Origin of the sequence: Thioclava sp. F36-7, assembly GCF_002020075.1 — a bacterium.
GTDB classification, from domain to species: domain Bacteria; phylum Pseudomonadota; class Alphaproteobacteria; order Rhodobacterales; family Rhodobacteraceae; genus Thioclava; species Thioclava sediminum.
Map to the genome: position 1 here is coordinate 228,715 of NZ_MPZR01000006.1, position 18,417 is coordinate 247,131.

The following is an 18,417-nucleotide window of genomic DNA, read 5'->3' on the forward strand; positions in this document are numbered from 1 at the left end:
TTAACGAGCCTGCGCAGGCGACGCCCGTCCTCGCAAAGGGGGCTGGGTTGCGCGAAGTGCCAGTGCCGCTCCGGCCGGTGCCGAGCGCATACGCGCCCCCCGCACGCAAGGCGCGCTGGCGGCGGCGGCATCAGACTGTGGCGTTAAGCTTCCTGGCGCTGGTGATCGCGCCGGTTCTGGTGGCGGCCTATTATCTCTATGCGCAGGCGGCGGATCAGTTCGTTTCACGCGTCGGCTTCACGGTGCAGCGGGAGGAAATGGCGCCGGCGCTCGATCTTTTCGGCGGTCTGTCCAGCCTGTCGGGCGCGTCTTCGAGCGACACCGACATTCTCTATGAATTCATCCAAAGCCCGAGCCTTGTTGCGCAGATCGACGACGCGCTCGATCTGAGGGCCATCTGGTCGCGCGATCGATCCGATCCGGTCTTCGGGCTTCCTGGCGACGCCACTCTCGAGGAGCTTGTCGCCTATTGGAACCGCATGGTTCATGTGCGGCACGGGGCGGGCGCGGGGCTGCTCGACATCGAGGTGCGTGCTTTCGATCCGGGCGCGGCACAGCGGATCGCGCAGACCTTGATGGCACAAAGCTCTGCGATGATTAACCGGCTCAGCAACGCCGCGCGCGAGGATGCGATTCGCCATGCGCGCGGGGAGTTGCGGCGCGCCGAGGCGCGTCTGACGACGGCGCGCACGGCGCTCACCACTTTCCGCAATCGCCACCAACTGATCAGTCCGGAGATGGATTTGCAGAGTCAGGCGGGGGTGCTGGGGTCGCTGCTCGAACAGCAAGCGCAGGTGATGATCGAGAGTGATCTGCTGCGCGGCACGGTGCGCAGCGGGACGGACCCGCGGTTGAAACAGGCGGAGCGGCGGCTTGCGGTGATCGAGGACAGAATCGGGGCAGAGCGACGCAAGCTCGGGATCGATGGCGGCTCCCAGGAAGAGGCTTTCGCGAGCATCGTCGGCGAATACGAGCGGCTTATGGCGGAGCGCGAATTCGCAGAGCGTGCTTATGCGGCGACGCGCGCAAGCTATGACGCGGCGGAGGCCGAGGCGCGCCGGAAAAGCCGGTTTCTTGCAACATTCATGGCGCCGACCCTTGCCGAAAGTGCCGAGTATCCCCGGCGGGAGACGCTTCTGGCGCTGATCGCGGGTAGCCTCGTTTTGCTTTGGGCGATTGGCATCTTGGTCGGCTACGCGATCCGGGACCGTCGGTAACGGCGATGATCCGGCTGCAAAATCTCAGCAAGAGTTTCCGCGTTCCCGGTGGCGAGAAGGTCGTGGCGCGCAATATTTGCACGAGCTTTCCAAGCGGGCGATCCGTCGCTTTGCTGGGGAGAAACGGGGCCGGAAAGTCGACGCTGCTGCAGATGATCGCAGGTACCGCGCGTCCGGATCGCGGGAGGGTGATTGCGCGGGGCAGCGTGTCGTTCCCGGTGGGCTTCGCGGGCTCGTTTCACAATGATCTGACGGGCGCGCAGAATTGCCGCTTCATCGCGCGGATCTACGGGGTGGATACCGATGAGATGGTGGCTTTCGTAGAGGCGACCGCCGAGCTCGGGGCGCATTTCCGGATGCCGCTACGCAGCTATTCTTCCGGGATGCGCGCGCGATTGGCGTTTGCCGCGTCGATGGCGATCAGCTTCGACACCTATCTCGTCGACGAGATCACGGCGGTCGGCGATGCCGCGTTTCGCGAGAAGAGCGCAGCCCTGTTTCGCGACCGGCTGAAAGACGCCGGGGCGGTTGTTGTCAGCCACTCGATGAATCAGTTGCGCGAGATTTGCGATTGCGGCGCGGTGCTGGAGCGTGGGCGGCTTGAGTTTTTCGACGATCTCAACGCCGCGATTGCCTGCCACGAACGCAACATGCTTTGAGCTGGGCGCCGCGAGCCGTCGCATTCTATTAAAATATTGAGAGAAAGCCCTTTTGGGGCCGCTTTTCCTCCGCGCTCCGTGCCCAGCCAAGCCTCACATTTGAGACAGTGTGAACATGGAAAGCGGAGGTGACTATGCCTCAATTGGTGCCGGTCGCGACTGTTACGAATGGCGCGGAAAACTTCCTGACGTCGATCACCGACCTGCTTCTCGTGCAGGGCGAGACCGGGCCGACGCTCTATTCGCTTTCGAATGCGCCGGGCGGTATCTCGCAGATTCCGCTGACTGCGCGGCTGAATTCGAGCGACCTGGCTTATCTGAGCGAGAGTGCGGGGCTGGATGCAGCCGCGACGCTGACCGAGATTTCGATCGACGGCAGCCCCGCCTTGATGGTGACGGGTTCGGCTTCGGGCGCGTTTCAGGCGGTCTGGCTGAACCAGAATGACGGCGGAATCAGCGATGTGTTCACGCTGCCGGGCGCGGTTGCGCCGGGTGCGGTGCTTGCGATCGCGCCGCTGCAACTCGACGCGCAGAGCTTTTTCGTCGGGGCCCTGTCGCATGGCAGCGGGCTGCATGTCTGGCAGATGGGGGCCGGAGGCCGGATCACCGAGATCGCGCAGGGCATCGCGGGCGAGGTCTGGTCAGAGAATGACGTCCATGCGCTCGCCACGGTCGAGATTGAGGGCGCGCAGTATGTCCTTGCGGCTTCGGTGACGGATAATTCGCTGACTACGCTCGCGCTCGATACGCAGGGACAGCTGCAAATCGCCAGTCAGATCGATGCGCGCGACGGCCTCTTCATCAACGCACCGAATTCGATCGAGACGATCCAGGTGGGCGGACAGGCCTACGCGCTTTTGGGGGCCGCGGGCACAAGCTCGATCTCTGTCGTGGCGCTTGGTCCGGGCGGGCGGATGGAGGTCACCGATCAGATCAATGACGATCTGGGCACGCGGTTCGACGGCGTGACGACGCTCGAAACCGTGACGATGGGCGATCAGGTCTATGTGCTGGCCGGAGGCGCCGATGACGGGGTCAGCCTGCTGACGCTGCTGCCCGGCGGCAAACTGGTCCAGATCGGGACGCTGGCAGACGGGCTAGAGACCGCGCTGTCTGATCCAGCTGCGGCGGCGATGATCGCGGATGCGACCGGGCTCGATATTTTCGTGGCGGGAGACGTGCCGGCGAGCGTGAGCGATCAGGGGATGGGGATCAGCCATATCAAGGTGGAGTTGGGCCCTGCCGGTCTGGCGCTGAAGCTTGGCGATGGCGGCGACACCGCAGACGGAGGCGTCGAGAACGATCAGATTTCCGGTGGCGCTGGCGATGACCAAATCCGCGGCGGGGCGGGGGCGGACATCCTGCAAGACGGCGCTGGCGCGGATTCTCTCTGGGGCGGCGAGGGGCAGGATGTGTTCGTGCTCGACGCGGACGGGCGCACCGATTTCATCATGGATTACGAGCCCGGCATCGATCGGCTCGACCTCTCGAGCATGGCGTGGTTCTACACCAAGGAGGCTTTGGACATCGCGCCGACCGCGACGGGTGCGGATATCCGGATCGGCGATGAGCGGGTGATCGTGAATACCGCGGACGGCTCAAGCCTGAGCGCTGCGGATTTCGAAACCTCGGAGCTGCGCGATCTGTGGCATTCCGCGATCAATCCGCTCGAGGTTGGCGATATCCACAAAGAAGGTACCGCGCAGGGCGATCTGATCGACGGGCGCGGCGGCGATGATCTGCTCGTCGGCAATGACGGGTCGGATATCCTGCAAGGCATGGCGGGGGACGATCTGCTCAATGGCGGGCGGATCGATCGCAGTTACGACCCGTTCGCGGCACAGGTGTTCCGGGTCTATCAGGCGACGCTTGACCGGGCGCCCGATGGGAACGGTCTGCACTATTGGACGGACCTTCTGTCGCGCGGCGCGGTCGAACTGCAGGAGGTTGCGGATCGGTTCATCAACTCGCCGGAATTCCAGTCGAACTACGCGGAGACGAGCGACGCGGAGTTTCTGACGCTGCTTTACCAGAACGTGCTGGATCGGAGCCCCGATGATGGGGGGCTGACCTATTGGCTCGACCAGCTGGATCAGGGGGTAAAAAGTCGGGAGGAGGTAGTTTTGGGATTTTCGGAAAGCCCGGAGTTTCGGGATTCGACAGAGATCGACACGCTCATGCTGAGCCATGCCAGCGCGCAGACGGATTTCACCGATGACGTGTTTCGTCTGTATCAGGCGACGCTGGGGCGCGAGCCGAACCTTGGCGGGATGATGTATTGGAGCGAGATGCAGGCGGACGGGATGGAGTTTCTCGATGTCGTCTCCGGCTTCGTCAATTCGCCCGAATTCACCTCGACCTATGGCAATCTCGACGATGCCGGTTTCGTCTCGCTTCTCTATCAGAACGTCTTGGGACGGGCGCCGGACAGCGAGGGGCTGACATGGTGGGTCGATCAGCTCGACAGCGGAGGCTACACCCGCGAGAAAGTGGTCGCCGCATTTGCGCAAAGCCCCGAGATGATTACCCAGACGGCACAGCCGCAGATCGATTGGTTCCGCTCTTTCGGCTTTGAGGATCAGCTCGATGGCGGCGAGGGGTACAATCTGCTGCAGGGCGGTGCGATGGCGGATCAGTTCGTCTTCCGCGCGGATGAGGACGGGCACCATGTCATTATCGATATCGAGCCCTGGGATCGGCTGAGCTTCGATGGCTTCAACTACAGCTCTGCCGCCGAAGCCCGCAGCCATATGGTCGAGGCGGGCTCAGGCGTGACCTTCACCGATCAGGGCGTCACGGTCGAGTTCATCGATGCCGATCTCGGCCTGTTCGCCGACGGGATGTTCGACGTCTCGGGCTAGGTGAGTTCGGTTCGTAGCGCTGCAAGATAGCGCGCCACGAGGGTCTGCGCGCGCTCCGGTGTCGCGGCTTCGGCATAGCAACGGCATTCGGGTGCGTTGCCCGAGGGGCGCAGATGGACGATTTCGCCCGAGGGGAAGGTCAGGCGCAGCCCATCGGTGCGGTTGATCTGTTCGGCCGGGCCGAAATTGCTGAAGAATTCCGCCCGGGCGGCGGGGTCGTCGGCAAGGCGGTCGATGAAGGCGCGCGAGCGGTCCGTCGGGACTTCGGCGACCCGGTCGGCTGCGGTGAAACGGGCGGGAAGCTGGGCGACAAGGCCGCTGAGGGCGGTGCTGGCCTGTTTCGCCGCGACGAGCGGCGCGACGATCGGCAGCAGGCAATCGCGCGTCGCAAGCGGCGCAATCGGCCCCGCAGGGCCCGTTGCGGTGAAGCCTAGGAGGAAGCCGCCATTGGGCTCGTACCCCACGACCTTCGCGGTGGGATCGGCATCGCGCGCTGCCTCCATCGCGGCGATCACAAAGGGCGAGCCGATCTTCGTGCGATGGATGCTGTCGAATTCGGGCATCGCATCGACCATCGTATTGGCGGAGACCGGCGTGCAGAGGATTTTCGCCCCGAGAAGCCGCGCGGTCAGCGCGCCCAGCACGTCGCCGGGGATCAGTGTGCCGGTCTCGTCGCTCAGCATCGGACGGTCGGCATCGCCATCGGTCGAGATAACCGCATCGAGCCCATGTTCAGTGCACCATCCTTGCAGGGTTTTGCGGGTCTCGGGATCAACCGCCTCGGTATCGACGGGGATGAAAACGTCAGAACGTGCGAGCGGCACAGCCGTCGCGCCCATCGCCTCCACCGCGGTGACGAGGATGTCGCGCGCGACCGAACTGTGCTGATAGACGCCGATGCGCAGGCCATCGAGGGCCTCCACCCCGAACCCGTCGACATAGCGCGCGATGTAGCGTGCCGCGCTGTCCGTCCCCGGGATTTCGGGTCCCGGTTTTTCGGCTGCGGGATGGTCCTGACCGAGCCGGTCGAGGATCGCGGCCTCGTCCGCCTTCGCGATCTCGCCATGCGGGACATAGAATTTCAGCCCGTTGCGATCGGCGGGAATGTGGCTGCCGGTGACCATGATCGCCGAATTGCCCGCTCCCATCGAGGCGAGCGCCAGAGCGGGCGTGGGAAGTGCGCCTTCGCGAATGGCGGTGAGGCCAGCGGCGCGGATCGCGGCGATGACGGTCTCGGCGATTGCGGGGGAGGAGGGGCGCAGGTCCCAGCCGACATGAACGGCTTCGCCCTGTGGACAGGCCGAAATGAAAGCGCGGGTGTAATCGGTGACCAGCGCGTCGGTCAGTTCGGTGACGAGGCCGCGCAGGCCGCTGGTGCCAAATTTCGGTGCCATATGTCCTCGAATGCTGCGCCGTTGAAATTGGGCCGAACCTAGGGGGAGGGGGGCGGACAGGCAAGCACCGTGCGCCGCTCTCAAACACGGTTAACGCCGGGTTCCTATCGTCGGCCTCCATCGCAACCCAGCGCAGGAACTCCCGATGTCAGATCAGACCGCCAATCTCGCGCTGCCGCTTATCCTTGGCAGCCAGGCCCAGAAACACGTCACCCATAACGAGGCGGTGCAGCGGCTCGATGCGCTCGTGCAGCTTGCGGTGATTTCGCGCAGCGTGACCGAACCGCCGATCGGTCCGCCGGAGGGGGCGCGGTACCTGCTGCCGACCGGGGCGCTGGGCGCATGGGCGGGGCAGGACGGGGCGCTTGCGATCTTTGCCGCCGGGGCGTGGCAATTCGTGAGTCCGCGCGAGGGCTGGCGCGCTTTCGTGCTGGATGAGGCGGTGGAGCTGGTCTTCGCCGCAGGCGCTTGGGACGTGCCGCCGTTGCCGGAGTTGAGCCAGCTCGACGGGGTCGGGATCATGACCGGCTATGACGCGGTGAACCGGCTTTCCGTCGCGGCGGAGGCCACGCTTCTGAGCCATGCCGGGGCAGGCCATCAGCTCAAGCTGAACAAGGCGGCGGCGGGCGAGACGGCGAGCCTTCTGTTCCAGTCGAACTGGTCGGGCCGGGCCGAGATGGGGCTGGCAGGCAGCGACGATTTCGCGATCAAGGCGAGCGCGGATGGCGCGACATGGTTCGAGGGGCTGCGCATCGACGCGGCCACCGGGCGCGCAGCGATGCCACAAGGCGCGGTGATCGACGGGGCGCTGAGGGGCAGCGGTGTCGTCGGCACGGTCGCGCAGGTCGGCGGCGTGTCGACGGGCGCCGTGATTGAGCAGGGCAGCACCGCCTCGGGCGATTACATCCGCTTTGCCGATGGTACGCAGATTTGCTCGGCGCTGGTGAGCCTCGCTTACGTCGCGGATTGGGCGCTGAAGGAGGACTGGGCCTATCCGGCGCAATTCGCGCAGGCGCCCTCTCTGAGTGTCGCGCTCGATGCGGATAGCCTCGCGGCGGGCAGCGCCATCGGCGCGGGCGCGATCTCCTTCGTCGGGGTCGAGGGCGTCACAAGCTCGGGCGCGCGCGCCGTGGTCTATGCCGCGAATGGCGCGAGTTTCCTTAGCGGCGAGAGCTGCGATCTGAGCGTCACCGCAATCGGGCGCTGGGTGTGACGCTTATTCGGCGGGGCGGGCGTGTGGTTTGCGTGCCCGGTCGAGCCGGGTGAAAATCTCGGACAGGCGGGCACTGTAGCGCGCGGCAATCGCATCGGCGCAGAAGTGGCGGCGCAGGAAGGCTTCGGCCTGCGTCGCCTTTTTCTTGCGCGCGTCCGGGTCGCTGCGTGCCGCGCGGAACTGGGCGACCGCGGCGGCGTGGTCCGGCTCGCCCCAGTGCATTCCGGGCTCGACGTAAAGATAGTCCTGCGGCGCGACCTCGACCTCGGACGCGGGCACGAGCCACGTAGTGTCCTCGTTGCAGAATTCCAGATTGCCGGAATAGCCCGTGCACAGGACCGGCACGCCTAGCGTCATCGCCTCGAGCATGCCGAACCCCCAGCCCTCGGAGCGATGCAGCGAAACGTAGAGGTCCGCGCCGGCCATCAGCTCCAGCACCCCCGCGTGATCGAGCGTCTCGTCGAGCAAAGCGATGCGCGGATCGGCTGCGACGAGCCGGTCGATTTCGGCCCAAAGCGTGGCCTGTGCCGCGTCGCAGACATGGCCGCGATTTTGCGTCTTGATCAGCAGGCGCACCTCCGCGTCCTCGCTGAAGGCTTCGCGGAAGGCGTGGATCGTCCCGAGCGGGTTCTTCCGTTGCACGAAGGAGAAGCTGTCGAAACTGGCGAGGCAGACGAAGCTTTCCTCGGGCCAATCGTTGCGTTGGCGCAGGGTGCTGCGCGCGTGGCCCCGGTCGATGCTGGGCGGTTCGGGATAGCACATCCCGACATTCACCACCGGCGTGTCGGTCTCTTTGCGGTAAATCTCGGCGCAGTATTCCGAGGGCACCCAGACCTCGTCGACAAGGTCGAGCGCGAGGTGGTGACAGTCCGGAGCGCGGTCCAACTCCCAATGCATATAGGCGATATTGTAAGCGTCGGAGTAGCAGTCGGCGTCGAAGGCATAGGCCGGGGGGACCGCGTCGCCATTCAGGTGCAGCAAGTTGATGCGCGCGGGGCGGGGCGCGCCGGTCTTGGCGCCGTCTTGCGCGGGCGTCGGGTTGTCGCGCGCGCTTTCCACCGCGTTGAGCGTGACGTCGCAGCGGGACAAAATGTCATGCGACAGCCGCGTCGATTGGCCCAGCCCGGAGGCTTTCGCGAAGGGACCGTGGATCTGAACATCTACGGGGGTGCCCTCGGGGGCGGGGCGCGTGGCGGCGGCGATCCGATGGCCGTCGGGCGTGCGCAGGAAGGACATGCTCTCGAGGTCGAAGCCCTTCGCGCGCAGCGCCGCAGCGTAGCGCGCGCGGGTGATCGGCGGGCCGGGATGCAGTTGCGAGCAGACATCCGAGAGGCGGCCTCCTTCGAGCAGCGTCTTCGTTTCGCTGCGGGGCAGGAACAGCAGGATCTCGGGCCGTTCGACCGCGAGGATCATCGCGAGCACATGCAGCATCCGGCGGTGGCGGTCGGTCTTCGGCGAGAATTGCGCGAGCGGCGGGATCGCCTCGCGCAGGGCCAGAAGCCCGCGGGTTATCGGCCAGGGGCTGGAGCCTTTCGTCTCTGCCAGCGTCTCGATCAGGCTGTCGGGGAGGAGGCAATCGCCGAGCCCGAGCGACGGGGCGTCGCGAAGCGCCCATGCGGTCGCGTCGTCCGGGTCGCCGGTCTTGCCGTAGAGGTCCATCGCGCGGCTCGGTCCGCCTGGGCGGGTCTGTGCATTGAGCCAGTCGATCGCGGCGCGGCTCAGCGGGATTTGCTGCGACGGGTGCTGCGCGGCGTAGCTGTCGAGATACCAGCGCAGGATGTCCGACACTGCCGCGTCGCTGCCATCGAGGGGAAGCTGCTCCTCCATGCCCGCGCGATGGCGTGCGTAATCGATGTAGGAAAAGAGAGGCGCGGGCAGGTCTTCGCCATGCGCGGACCGCGCCGCGAAAAGCGGTTGCTGCGCGGTCAGGTCGGGCATGTCCGCCTGCGCGGTGGACGCGGCGCGCAGCGAGATGATCGGGCCATGCATATAGCGATGCAGGGCGTCTTTCTCTTTCGGAAGCGCCGTCGCGTCGGGGTCGAAGCACAGCGTGGCGATTGGGCCGCTGCCGGGGATGTGGAGGCTGATTTCGCCGCCCGCGGCCTCTTGCAGAGCTGCCGACAGCGGCAAGGCGAAGCCGTGATTGCCCGAGCCGATGCCAGCCTGTGCAAGGTCGGCGCGGAACATCGCCGCGCGTCCCGAGATGAGCCGCCCGGCATTGCAATGAATTTCGATATCGAGCGGGGTGCCGTCGCCTTTCTTTGCGATCCAGCCGACCACCCTCCCGTTCTCGATCCGCTCCAGCGCTCCGCGATAGCCGCGCAGGCGATGGAGCAGGGAGACGGCTGACGGCGGCGGAACGAAAGTCGACATGCAATTCCTTGATGAAAAACAACCTTTGGTAGAGTCACCCTAGTCGATTGCGTGACAGTCGCAACCGTCTTGCGCCGCCCGAGATGCCCCGCACGGCGCGACGGGCCGTTATTGCGGCTGCCCCATCAGTTGCTGAGCAAGCGTCGCGGCGGAGCTTTCGCGCGCCGAGGCGATTTCCGTCAGGCTTTGCGTCACATCGGCGTCCAGCTTGGCGGCGGCGTCGGTGCCCGACAGGCCGAGCACGGGTGCGGCCTCCGACAAAGGCGCGTCGAACAGCGCCTGCGCGATCGCGAATTGCGGAGGTCCGCCACGCGCGCCGCTTTGAGAGCTCGTCGCGGCGGGAAGGACGAAGGCCAGCGCCGCCACGACGGAAAGCGCGAGCGCCAGGCCCATCGGCGCGCGTTTGAAGTAGTTGGTCATCGGCCGCCAGTTCTTCCAGATATGCAGCGCGAACGGCACGATCAGCACCATCGAGAGCCATTCATGCATCCCGTGGAACCACGCGCTGCCCCAGTGGAAGAACAAGGCGATTCCTGAAATCAAAGAGACGAGGAAAAGGCCGGTGATGAACGGCGTGGCGTAGCGGTTGAGGATGGCGGGCATCGATGGCTCCTGTCGAATCGCGGCTGTGCTGACCGCGCGGGGTGTCGGATGTTAAGTTGCACGCGCATCGATGGATTTTCCGTTATCAAAGCCGGCTTGCAGTGGGCGCATGGCGTCCGCGGAGGGGCAGGCGGTCGCAACAGCCTTGAAATCCGCGAGGGGAGCAAGTATCTGGCGGCAGTTGCGCCGAAAGCGGCGCGGTATTTTCGGCTCAAGGGCGCCGCATTGGGCGCGTAAGGAACGACGACGATGGCAAACCCACTCCAGTTTCTCCAGCAGGTGCGCTCGGAAGCGGGCAAAGTGGCTTGGCCGAGCCGCCGCGAAGTTCTGCTGACGACCGGCATGGTGCTGGCGATGGCTGCGCTGACGGCAATCTTCTTCTCGCTCGTGGACTGGGTCATCCGTCTCGGCGTGACGCAGGTGATCGGGAGCTGATAGGCTTCCGGCGCTCTCCGCCAGACCTCATTCGCAGTTGCGGCAACGAAGTGATCGCGCTCCGGCCTTACGCTCTTGAAATCACAGGGCTCCGGCGGTAAAGGGGCGGGACTTTCCCAGAGGCGGCGTGCATCGATTCGCGTGGTGCGCGCTGTTTTTTATTCTGGGAGACACGGGTAATCCCGTGAAATAACAGGAATTTTCGGCGCTCCGGCGTCGTCGGCAAGGGGCAAAGAATCGGCATGGCGAAGCGTTGGTATTCGGTAAGCGTTCTCTCGAACTTCGAGAAGAAAGTGGCCGAGCAAATCCGTCAGGCCGTGATCGATCAGGGTCTGGAAGACCAGATCGAAGAAGTTCTGGTGCCGACCGAGGAAGTAATCGAGGTGCGTCGCGGCAAGAAAGTGACCTCCGAGCGTCGCTTCATGCCGGGCTACGTGCTGGTGCGGATGGAGATGACCGACAAGGGTTATCACCTGATCAACTCGACGAACCGGGTCACCGGTTTCCTCGGGCCGCAGGGCCGGCCGATGCCGATGGGTGATGCGGAAGTGAACCGCATCCTCAGCCGTGTCGACGAATCGGGTGAGCAGGCCGCGCCGCGCAGCCTCATCACCTTCGAGGTCGGCGAGAACGTGAATGTGACCGACGGGCCCTTCGAGGGCTTCTCGGGCATGGTCGAGGAAGTGGACGAGGCGGCGAGCCGCCTGAAAGTCACCGTCTCGATCTTCGGTCGGCCGACGCCGGTCGAACTGGAATACACGCAGGTGCAGAAAACCGCCTGAGTGTGAGCCGTGGGAGGCGAGGGGCCCTGCACGACAGGGACGCCCGGACCGAACCACTAAACTTCGCGACCCCCTAGGGGCGTGACAGTGATAAGGAGAGGGCCACATGGCCAAGAAAGTTGTTGGGCAGCTCAAGCTGCAAATTCCGGCAGGCGGCGCAAACCCGTCCCCGCCGGTCGGTCCGGCGCTGGGTCAGCGCGGGATCAACATCATGGAATTCTGCAAGGCGTTCAACGCCAAGACGCAGGAAATGGACAAGCAGGCGAAGATCCCGACGATCATCACCTACTACGCCGACAAGTCGTTCACCTTCGAGATCAAGCAGCCTACGGCTAGCTTCATGATCAAGCAGGCAGCCGGCCTCAAGCCGGTCGGCAAGCGTAACCGTCCGAAGGGTTCGGAAGCTCCGGGCCGCGTCGTCGCCGCGACCATCACCGCCGCTCAGGTGCGTGAGATCGCCGAAGCGAAGATGAAGGACCTGAACGCCAACGACATCGAAGGCGCGATGAACATCATCCTCGGCTCCGCGAAGTCGATCGGTATCGAGGTGAAAGGCTAAGTCATGGCAAAGCTCGGTAAACGCACCAAAGCCGCCCGCGAAGCCTTCGCCGGCAAGTCCAACGTCTCCGTCGAGGAAGCCGTTTCGCTGATCAAGTCGAACGCGAACGCGAAATTCGACGAGACCCTCGAAATCGCAATGAACCTCGGTGTCGACCCCCGTCACGCCGACCAGATGGTTCGTGGCGTCGTCGCTCTGCCGAACGGCACCGGCAAGACCGTCCGCGTGGCTGTCTTCGCTCGTGGCGCGAAAGCGGACGAAGCCAAGGAAGCCGGGGCCGATATCGTCGGCGCCGAGGACCTGATGGAAACCATTCAGGGCGGCACGATCGAATTCGATCGCTGCATCGCGACCCCGGACATGATGCCGATCGTCGGCCGTCTGGGTAAGGTCCTGGGCCCGCGCAACCTGATGCCGAACCCGAAAGTCGGCACCGTGACGATGGACGTGAAAGCGGCTGTCGAAGCGGCGAAAGGTGGCCAGGTTCAGTTCAAGGTCGAGAAGGCCGGCGTCATTCATGGCGGCATCGGCAAGGTCTCCTTCTCCGAGGAGCAGCTGGCCGAAAACATCCGCGCCTTCGTGGATGCCGTGACCAAAGCCAAGCCCGCCGGCGCGAAAGGCACCTACATGAAGAAGGTGTCCCTGAGCTCGACGATGGGCCCGGGCGTCGCCGTCGACATTACGTCGGCGACCGGCAACTAAGAGAATTCCACCGGGGGAAACCTCGGTGGGTGGTAGGGCGGCGGCCTGACGCCTCCGCCCTGACCTGTCCGAGACGGAGGGTGCCTGATCCCGCAAAGGTGACGGCTTAATTTCCTTCCTGAGATGGGGATCGAGACCAATTCCGGGTTTGGGCCTTCGGGCCGATCTCGGGCGATCTGGCCTCGGGCCCTTCGGACCCGACCCCGGGAAACCGGGACAATGAGAGCCGGGGGGAAACCCCCATACTTGGAGTGTAACTGTGGATAGAGCCCAAAAAGAGAAAGTGGTCGAGGAACTCGGCCAGATCTTCGCAAGCTCTGGCGTCGTAGTGGTTGCTCACTACGAAGGCATGACGGTTGCTAACATGCAGGACCTCCGCGCACGCATGCGTGAAGCGGGTGGTTCGGTTCGTGTTGCCAAGAACAAGCTCGCCAAGATCGCCCTTGAAGGTCAGCCCTGCGAAAGCATCGCTGAATACCTGACGGGCATGACCGTGCTTTCCTATTCTGAGGATCCTGTCGCTGCGGCGAAAGTGGTCGTCAAATATGCCAAAGAGAACGAGAAACTCTCGATCCTCGGCGGCGCAATGGGAGACTCGGCACTCGACATCGCTGGTGTCAAAGCTGTCGCTGACATGCCGTCGCGTGAAGAGCTCATCGCTCAGATCGTGTCGCAGATCGGCGCACCCGCTTCGAACATCGCCGGTGCCGTTGGCGCGCCTGCTTCGAACATCGCGAGCATCCTTTCGACCATCGAGGAAAAGGCTGCGTAAGCAATCGACTTGTCCCGTAGCGGCTTGAAACCGCGACGTTGGAAACCCAAATCTAGGAACTGAAAAATGGCTGATCTGAAAAAACTCGCCGAAGAAATCGTGGGTCTGACCCTCCTGGAAGCCCAGGAACTGAAAACCATCCTGAAAGACGAATACGGCATCGAGCCCGCCGCTGGTGGCGCTGTCATGATGGCCGGTCCGGCTGCTGGTGGCGAAGAAGCTGCTGAAGAGAAAGACGAATTTGACGTCGTTCTCGTCGAAGCTGGCGCTCAGAAGATCAACGTGATCAAAGAAGTCCGCGGCATCACCGGCCTGGGCCTGAAAGAAGCCAAAGAGCTCGTTGAAGCTGGCGGCAAGGTCAAGGAAGGCGCTGCGAAAGCGGAAGCCGAAGAGATCAAGAAAAAGCTCGAAGACGCTGGCGCGAAAATCGAGCTCAAGTAAGCGAGCCGGATGCGACTGCATCCGATCTGAAAAAAGGGCTGGGTCCGGGGTTTTCCCGGGCCCAGCCGAACCTGTCTCGGAGAGGGCTTTGCCCGTTTGAAGCTTTCTCCAAGGCGGTGTTCGCGGTTCGGGAGCCTTTCGGTGGGACGAAAGGCAGGTATGGAACCGCCCCCCCTTCATTCGCCTTGCGGCGTGCAATGGGCCCCGACATTGCATGTGCCGCGAAGAGACGAAAGGTCACGCAGAGCATGGCTCAAGCTTACGTTGGTCAGAAACGCATCCGTCGCTATTACGGCAAAATCCACGAAGTCCTCGAAATGCCGAACCTCATCGAGGTTCAGAAATCCTCCTACGATCTGTTCCTGCGCTCCGGCGAAGTCGATCAGCCCACCGATGGCGAGGGTATCCAGGGCGTTTTCCAGTCGGTCTTCCCGATCAAGGATTTCAACGACAACGCCATTCTGGAGTTCGTGAAATACGAGCTCGAAAAACCGAAATACGATGTCGACGAGTGCCAGGCTCGCGACATGACCTATTCGGCACCGCTGAAGGTGACCCTGCGCCTCATCGTGTTCGATGTGGACGAGGAAACCGGCGCGCGTTCGGTCAAGGACATCAAGGAACAAGACGTGTTCATGGGGGATATGCCCCTCATGACCAAGAACGGTACGTTCATCGTGAACGGCACCGAGCGGGTCATCGTGAGCCAGATGCACCGCTCGCCGGGCGTGTTCTTCGACCATGACCGCGGCAAGACCCACTCCTCGGGCAAGCTGCTCTTCGCCTGCCGCATCATTCCCTATCGCGGCTCGTGGCTGGACTTCGAATTTGACGCCAAGGACCTCGTCTTCGCGCGTATCGACCGTCGTCGGAAACTGCCGGTGACCACGCTGCTCTATGCGCTGGGTCTCGATCAGGAAGGCATCATGGATGCCTATTACGACACCGTCACCTACACCGCGAAGGGCAAGTCGGGCTGGGTCACCAAGTTCTTCCCCGACCGCGTGCGCGGCACCCGTCCGACCTTCGACCTCGTCGATGCGGCGTCGGGCGAAGTGATCCTGAAAGCGGGCGAGAAAGCGACCCCGCGCATGGTCAAGAAATGGCGTGACGACAACTCGGTCCCCGAGCTGCTCGTGCCGTTCGACCACATCATGGGCCGCTTCTGCGCCAAGGATATCGTCAACGACGATACCGGCTTCATCTACATCGAAGCGGGCGACGAGCTGACGGCGGAATACGACAAGAACGGCGAGCTTTCGGGCGGTTCGATCAAGACCCTGATCGACAACGGCATCACCGAGATCCCGGTGCTCGACATCGATAACGTCAATGTCGGTCCCTACATCCGCAACACCATGGCGTCGGACAAGAACATGAACCGCGAAACCGCGCTCATGGATATCTACCGCGTCATGCGTCCGGGTGAGCCGCCGACCGTCGAGGCCGCTGAAACCCTGTTCAACAGCCTGTTCTTCGACTCCGAGCGCTACGACCTCTCGGCCGTGGGCCGCGTGAAGATGAACATGCGTCTCGACCTCGATGCGCCGGACACCCAGCGCACGCTGCGCAAAGAGGACATCATCGCCTGCATCAAGGGTCTGGTGGAACTGCGCGACGGCAAGGGCGAGATCGACGACATCGACCACCTCGGCAACCGCCGTGTGCGTTCGGTCGGCGAACTGATGGAAAACCAGTATCGCGTCGGCCTGCTGCGCATGGAGCGCGCCATCAAGGAGCGTATGTCCTCGGTCGAGATCGATACGGTCATGCCGCAGGATCTGATCAACGCGAAACCGGCCGCGGCTGCGGTGCGTGAATTCTTCGGCTCCTCGCAGCTGTCGCAGTTCATGGACCAAACCAACCCGCTGTCGGAAGTCACGCACAAGCGTCGTCTCTCGGCGCTCGGCCCGGGCGGTCTGACCCGTGAGCGTGCCGGCTTCGAGGTGCGCGACGTTCACCCGACCCACTACGGTCGGATGTGTCCGATTGAGACGCCCGAAGGTCAGAACATCGGTCTGATCAACTCGCTGGCTACTTTCGCCCGCGTGAACAAGTACGGCTTCATCGAAACCCCGTATCGCAAGGTCAACGACGGTCAGGTCACCGACGAGGTGGTCTACATGTCCGCGACCGAGGAAATGCGTCACACCGTGGCGCAGGCGAACGCGACGCTCGATGAGAACGGCAAGTTCATCAACGATCTCGTCTCGACCCGCCAGTCGGGCGAATACGCGCTCAACCCGCCGGAAACGGTGGACCTGATCGACGTGTCGCCGAAGCAGCTGGTCTCGGTCGGTGCGGCGCTCATTCCGTTCCTCGAAAACGACGACGCGAACCGCGCTCTGATGGGTGCGAACATGCAACGTCAGGCCGTGCCGCTGCTGCGCTCGGAATCGCCCTATGTCGGTACCGGCATGGAAGCGACCGTCGCACGCGACTCCGGCGCTGCGATCATGGCGAACCGCGGCGGTATCATCGACCAGGTTGATGCGCAGCGTATCGTTATCCGCGTGACCGACGATCTCGAAGCGGGCGACGTGGGCGTGGACATCTACCGTCTGCGCAAGTTCAAGCGCTCGAACCAGTCCTCGACCATCAACCAGCGTCCGATCGTGAAAGTGGGCGACCGGGTGGTGAAGGGGCAGATCGTCGCTGACGGTCCGTCGACCGACATGGGCGAACTGGCTATCGGCCGGAACGTGGTCGTCGCCTTCATGCCGTGGAACGGCTACAACTACGAAGACTCGATCCTGATCTCCGAGCGGATCCACCGCGACGACGTGTTCACCTCGATCCATATCGACGAATACGAAGTGGCGGCCCGCGACACCAAGCTCGGCCCGGAAGAGATCACCCGCGACATCCCGAATGTCGGCGAGGAAGCCCTGCGCAACCTCGACGAAGCCGGGATCGTCTATATCGGCGCCGAAGTGGGGCCGGGTGACATCCTCGTCGGTAAGATCACGCCGAAGGGCGAAAGCCCGATGACGCCGGAAGAGAAACTCCTCCGCGCCATCTTCGGCGAGAAGGCATCGGACGTGCGCGACACCTCGCTGCGTCTGCCGCCGGGGGCTTACGGTACGATCGTGGAAGTCCGCGTCTTCAACCGTCACGGCGTCGACAAGGACGAGCGTGCGCTGCAGATCGAGCGTGAGGAAGTCGAGCGTCTGGCCCGTGACCGGGACGACGAGCTCGCCATTCTCGAGCGCAACATCTACGCGCGTCTCAAGACCCTGATCACCGGCAAGACCGCCGTGAAGGGGCCGAAAGGCGTCAAGGCTGGCTCGACCATCGACGAAGAACTGCTGGGCACCCTGTCGAAGGGCCAATGGTGGCAGCTCGCGCTCGAAGATGAGGGCGACGCCAAGGAAGTCGAAGCCCTCAACGACCAGTTCGAGGCGCAGAAGCGCGCGCTCGACCTGCGTTTCGAGGACAAGGTCGAGAAGGTCCGTCAGGGCGACGATCTGCCTCCGGGCGTGATGAAGATGGTCAAGGTCTTCGTGGCTGTGAAGCGCAAGCTTCAGGCTGGCGACAAGATGGCTGGCCGTCACGGCAACAAGGGCGTCGTGTCGAAAGTCGTTCCGATGGAAGACATGCCGTTCCTTGCCGATGGCACCCCTGTCGATCTCGTGCTGAACCCGCTGGGCGTGCCGTCGCGCATGAACGTCGGTCAGATCCTCGAGACGCATATGGGCTGGGCTTCGCGCGGTCTGGGCAACCAGATCGACGAGGCGCTGAAAGCCTATCGTCGTAACGGCGACCTGACCCCCGTTCGCGAGGCGATGAAGATCGGCTATGGCGACGAGACCTACGGTGAGATCATCGAAGGTATGGATGACGAGGCGTTCATCGAGAGCGCCGAAGCCGTCCGCACCGGCGTTCCGATCGCGACCCCGGTCTTCGACGGTGCCAAAGAGGCCGACATCAACGACGCGCTCAAGCGTGCGGGCTTCAACGAATCCGGTCAGTCGACCGTGTTCGACGGCCGCACCGGCGAGCAGTTCGCGCGTCAGGTCACGGTGGGTGTGAAGTACTTCCTGAAGCTTCACCACCTCGTCGATGACAAGATGCACGCCCGTTCGACCGGTCCGTACTCGCTCGTCACGCAGCAGCCGCTGGGTGGTAAGGCGCAGTTCGGTGGTCAGCGTCTCGGGGAGATGGAGGTCTGGGCTCTGGAAGCTTACGGCGCCGCCTACACCCTGCAGGAGATGCTGACGGTGAAGTCGGATGACGTGGCAGGCCGGACGAAGGTCTACGAGTCGATCGTCAAGGGCGAGGACAACTTCGAAGCCGGCGTGCCGGAGTCGTTCAACGTTCTCGTCAAAGAGGTCCGGGGCCTCGGCCTCAACATGGAACTCCTGGACGCGGAGGATGACGAGTGAGGGCTTCGGCCCTCCTCTAAG

Annotated in this window: 14 protein-coding genes; 11 read left to right on the forward strand and 3 right to left on the reverse strand. The window is 63.7% G+C overall.

Translation table 11 applies throughout. The features are described 5' to 3' along the window. Window positions 1-137: 137 nt before the first annotated feature. The 3 genes from BMI89_RS13060 (at window position 138) to BMI89_RS13070 (ending at window position 4,737) form a co-directional block, all read left to right on the forward strand. The gene (locus tag BMI89_RS13060; RefSeq protein WP_143593908.1) at window positions 138-1,217 is read left to right on the forward strand and encodes a hypothetical protein; all 1,080 of its coding nucleotides are present in this window, start codon (window positions 138-140) and stop codon (window positions 1,215-1,217) included. A 5-nt stretch (window positions 1,218-1,222) separates the two neighbouring features. Next, window positions 1,223-1,876, forward strand: a complete 654-nt coding sequence (locus tag BMI89_RS13065; RefSeq protein ID WP_078571251.1) for an ABC transporter ATP-binding protein — start codon at window positions 1,223-1,225, stop codon at window positions 1,874-1,876. Window positions 1,877-2,010: 134 nt separating this feature from the next. Continuing rightward, on the forward strand, window positions 2,011-4,737 hold the full coding sequence (locus BMI89_RS13070; protein WP_078571252.1) for a DUF4214 domain-containing protein: 2,727 nt from the start codon (window positions 2,011-2,013) through the stop codon (window positions 4,735-4,737). Here BMI89_RS13070 and BMI89_RS13075 read toward each other — a convergent pair. Next, window positions 4,734-6,131 carry a phosphomannomutase gene (locus BMI89_RS13075; protein ID WP_078571253.1) on the reverse strand — a complete coding sequence of 466 codons (1,398 nt, stop codon included), beginning with the start codon at window positions 6,129-6,131 and terminating at the stop codon, window positions 4,734-4,736. The two genes, BMI89_RS13070 and BMI89_RS13075, sit on opposite strands and share 4 nt — an antisense overlap. A gap of 145 nt (window positions 6,132-6,276) precedes the next feature. Here BMI89_RS13075 and BMI89_RS13080 point away from each other — a divergent pair, with 145 nt between their 5' ends. Further along, window positions 6,277-7,344, forward strand: a complete 1,068-nt coding sequence (locus BMI89_RS13080; RefSeq protein ID WP_078571254.1) for a DUF2793 domain-containing protein — start codon at window positions 6,277-6,279, stop codon at window positions 7,342-7,344. 3 nt (window positions 7,345-7,347) lie between these two features. Here BMI89_RS13080 and BMI89_RS13085 read toward each other — a convergent pair whose 3' ends face one another. Both BMI89_RS13085 and BMI89_RS13090 read right to left on the reverse strand, forming a co-directional pair. Then, entirely contained in the window at window positions 7,348-9,717 is a 2,370-nt protein-coding gene (locus BMI89_RS13085) for a glycosyltransferase (protein WP_078571255.1), read from the reverse strand. 108 nt (window positions 9,718-9,825) lie between these two features. Continuing rightward, the gene (locus tag BMI89_RS13090) at window positions 9,826-10,320 is read right to left on the reverse strand and encodes a DUF4405 domain-containing protein (RefSeq protein ID WP_078571256.1); all 495 of its coding nucleotides are present in this window, start codon (window positions 10,318-10,320) and stop codon (window positions 9,826-9,828) included. A gap of 249 nt (window positions 10,321-10,569) precedes the next feature. Between BMI89_RS13090 and secE the strand changes: the two genes are divergently transcribed. From secE to rpoB, 7 genes are all read left to right on the forward strand, one after another. Next, window positions 10,570-10,755 (forward strand): preprotein translocase subunit SecE, encoded by a 186-nt coding sequence (gene secE / locus BMI89_RS13095; protein WP_075773824.1) that lies wholly within the window; start codon window positions 10,570-10,572, stop codon window positions 10,753-10,755. A 242-nt stretch (window positions 10,756-10,997) separates the two neighbouring features. Next, on the forward strand, window positions 10,998-11,537 hold the full coding sequence (nusG, locus tag BMI89_RS13100) for a transcription termination/antitermination protein NusG (RefSeq protein ID WP_075773825.1): 540 nt from the start codon (window positions 10,998-11,000) through the stop codon (window positions 11,535-11,537). A gap of 106 nt (window positions 11,538-11,643) precedes the next feature. After that, window positions 11,644-12,096, forward strand: coding sequence for a 50S ribosomal protein L11 (rplK, locus tag BMI89_RS13105; RefSeq protein WP_078521322.1), 453 nt, complete (start codon window positions 11,644-11,646; stop codon window positions 12,094-12,096). Between the two features lie 3 nt (window positions 12,097-12,099). Further along, on the forward strand, window positions 12,100-12,798 hold the full coding sequence (gene rplA / locus BMI89_RS13110; protein WP_075773827.1) for a 50S ribosomal protein L1: 699 nt from the start codon (window positions 12,100-12,102) through the stop codon (window positions 12,796-12,798). A 259-nt stretch (window positions 12,799-13,057) separates the two neighbouring features. After that, window positions 13,058-13,570 (forward strand): 50S ribosomal protein L10, encoded by a 513-nt coding sequence (rplJ, locus tag BMI89_RS13115; protein WP_078521320.1) that lies wholly within the window; start codon window positions 13,058-13,060, stop codon window positions 13,568-13,570. Window positions 13,571-13,636: 66 nt separating this feature from the next. Next, window positions 13,637-14,011, forward strand: a complete 375-nt coding sequence (gene rplL, locus BMI89_RS13120) for a 50S ribosomal protein L7/L12 (protein ID WP_078521318.1) — start codon at window positions 13,637-13,639, stop codon at window positions 14,009-14,011. A gap of 248 nt (window positions 14,012-14,259) precedes the next feature. Then, window positions 14,260-18,396, forward strand: a complete 4,137-nt coding sequence (gene rpoB / locus BMI89_RS13125) for a DNA-directed RNA polymerase subunit beta (RefSeq protein ID WP_078571257.1) — start codon at window positions 14,260-14,262, stop codon at window positions 18,394-18,396. Window positions 18,397-18,417: the final 21 nt, after the last annotated feature.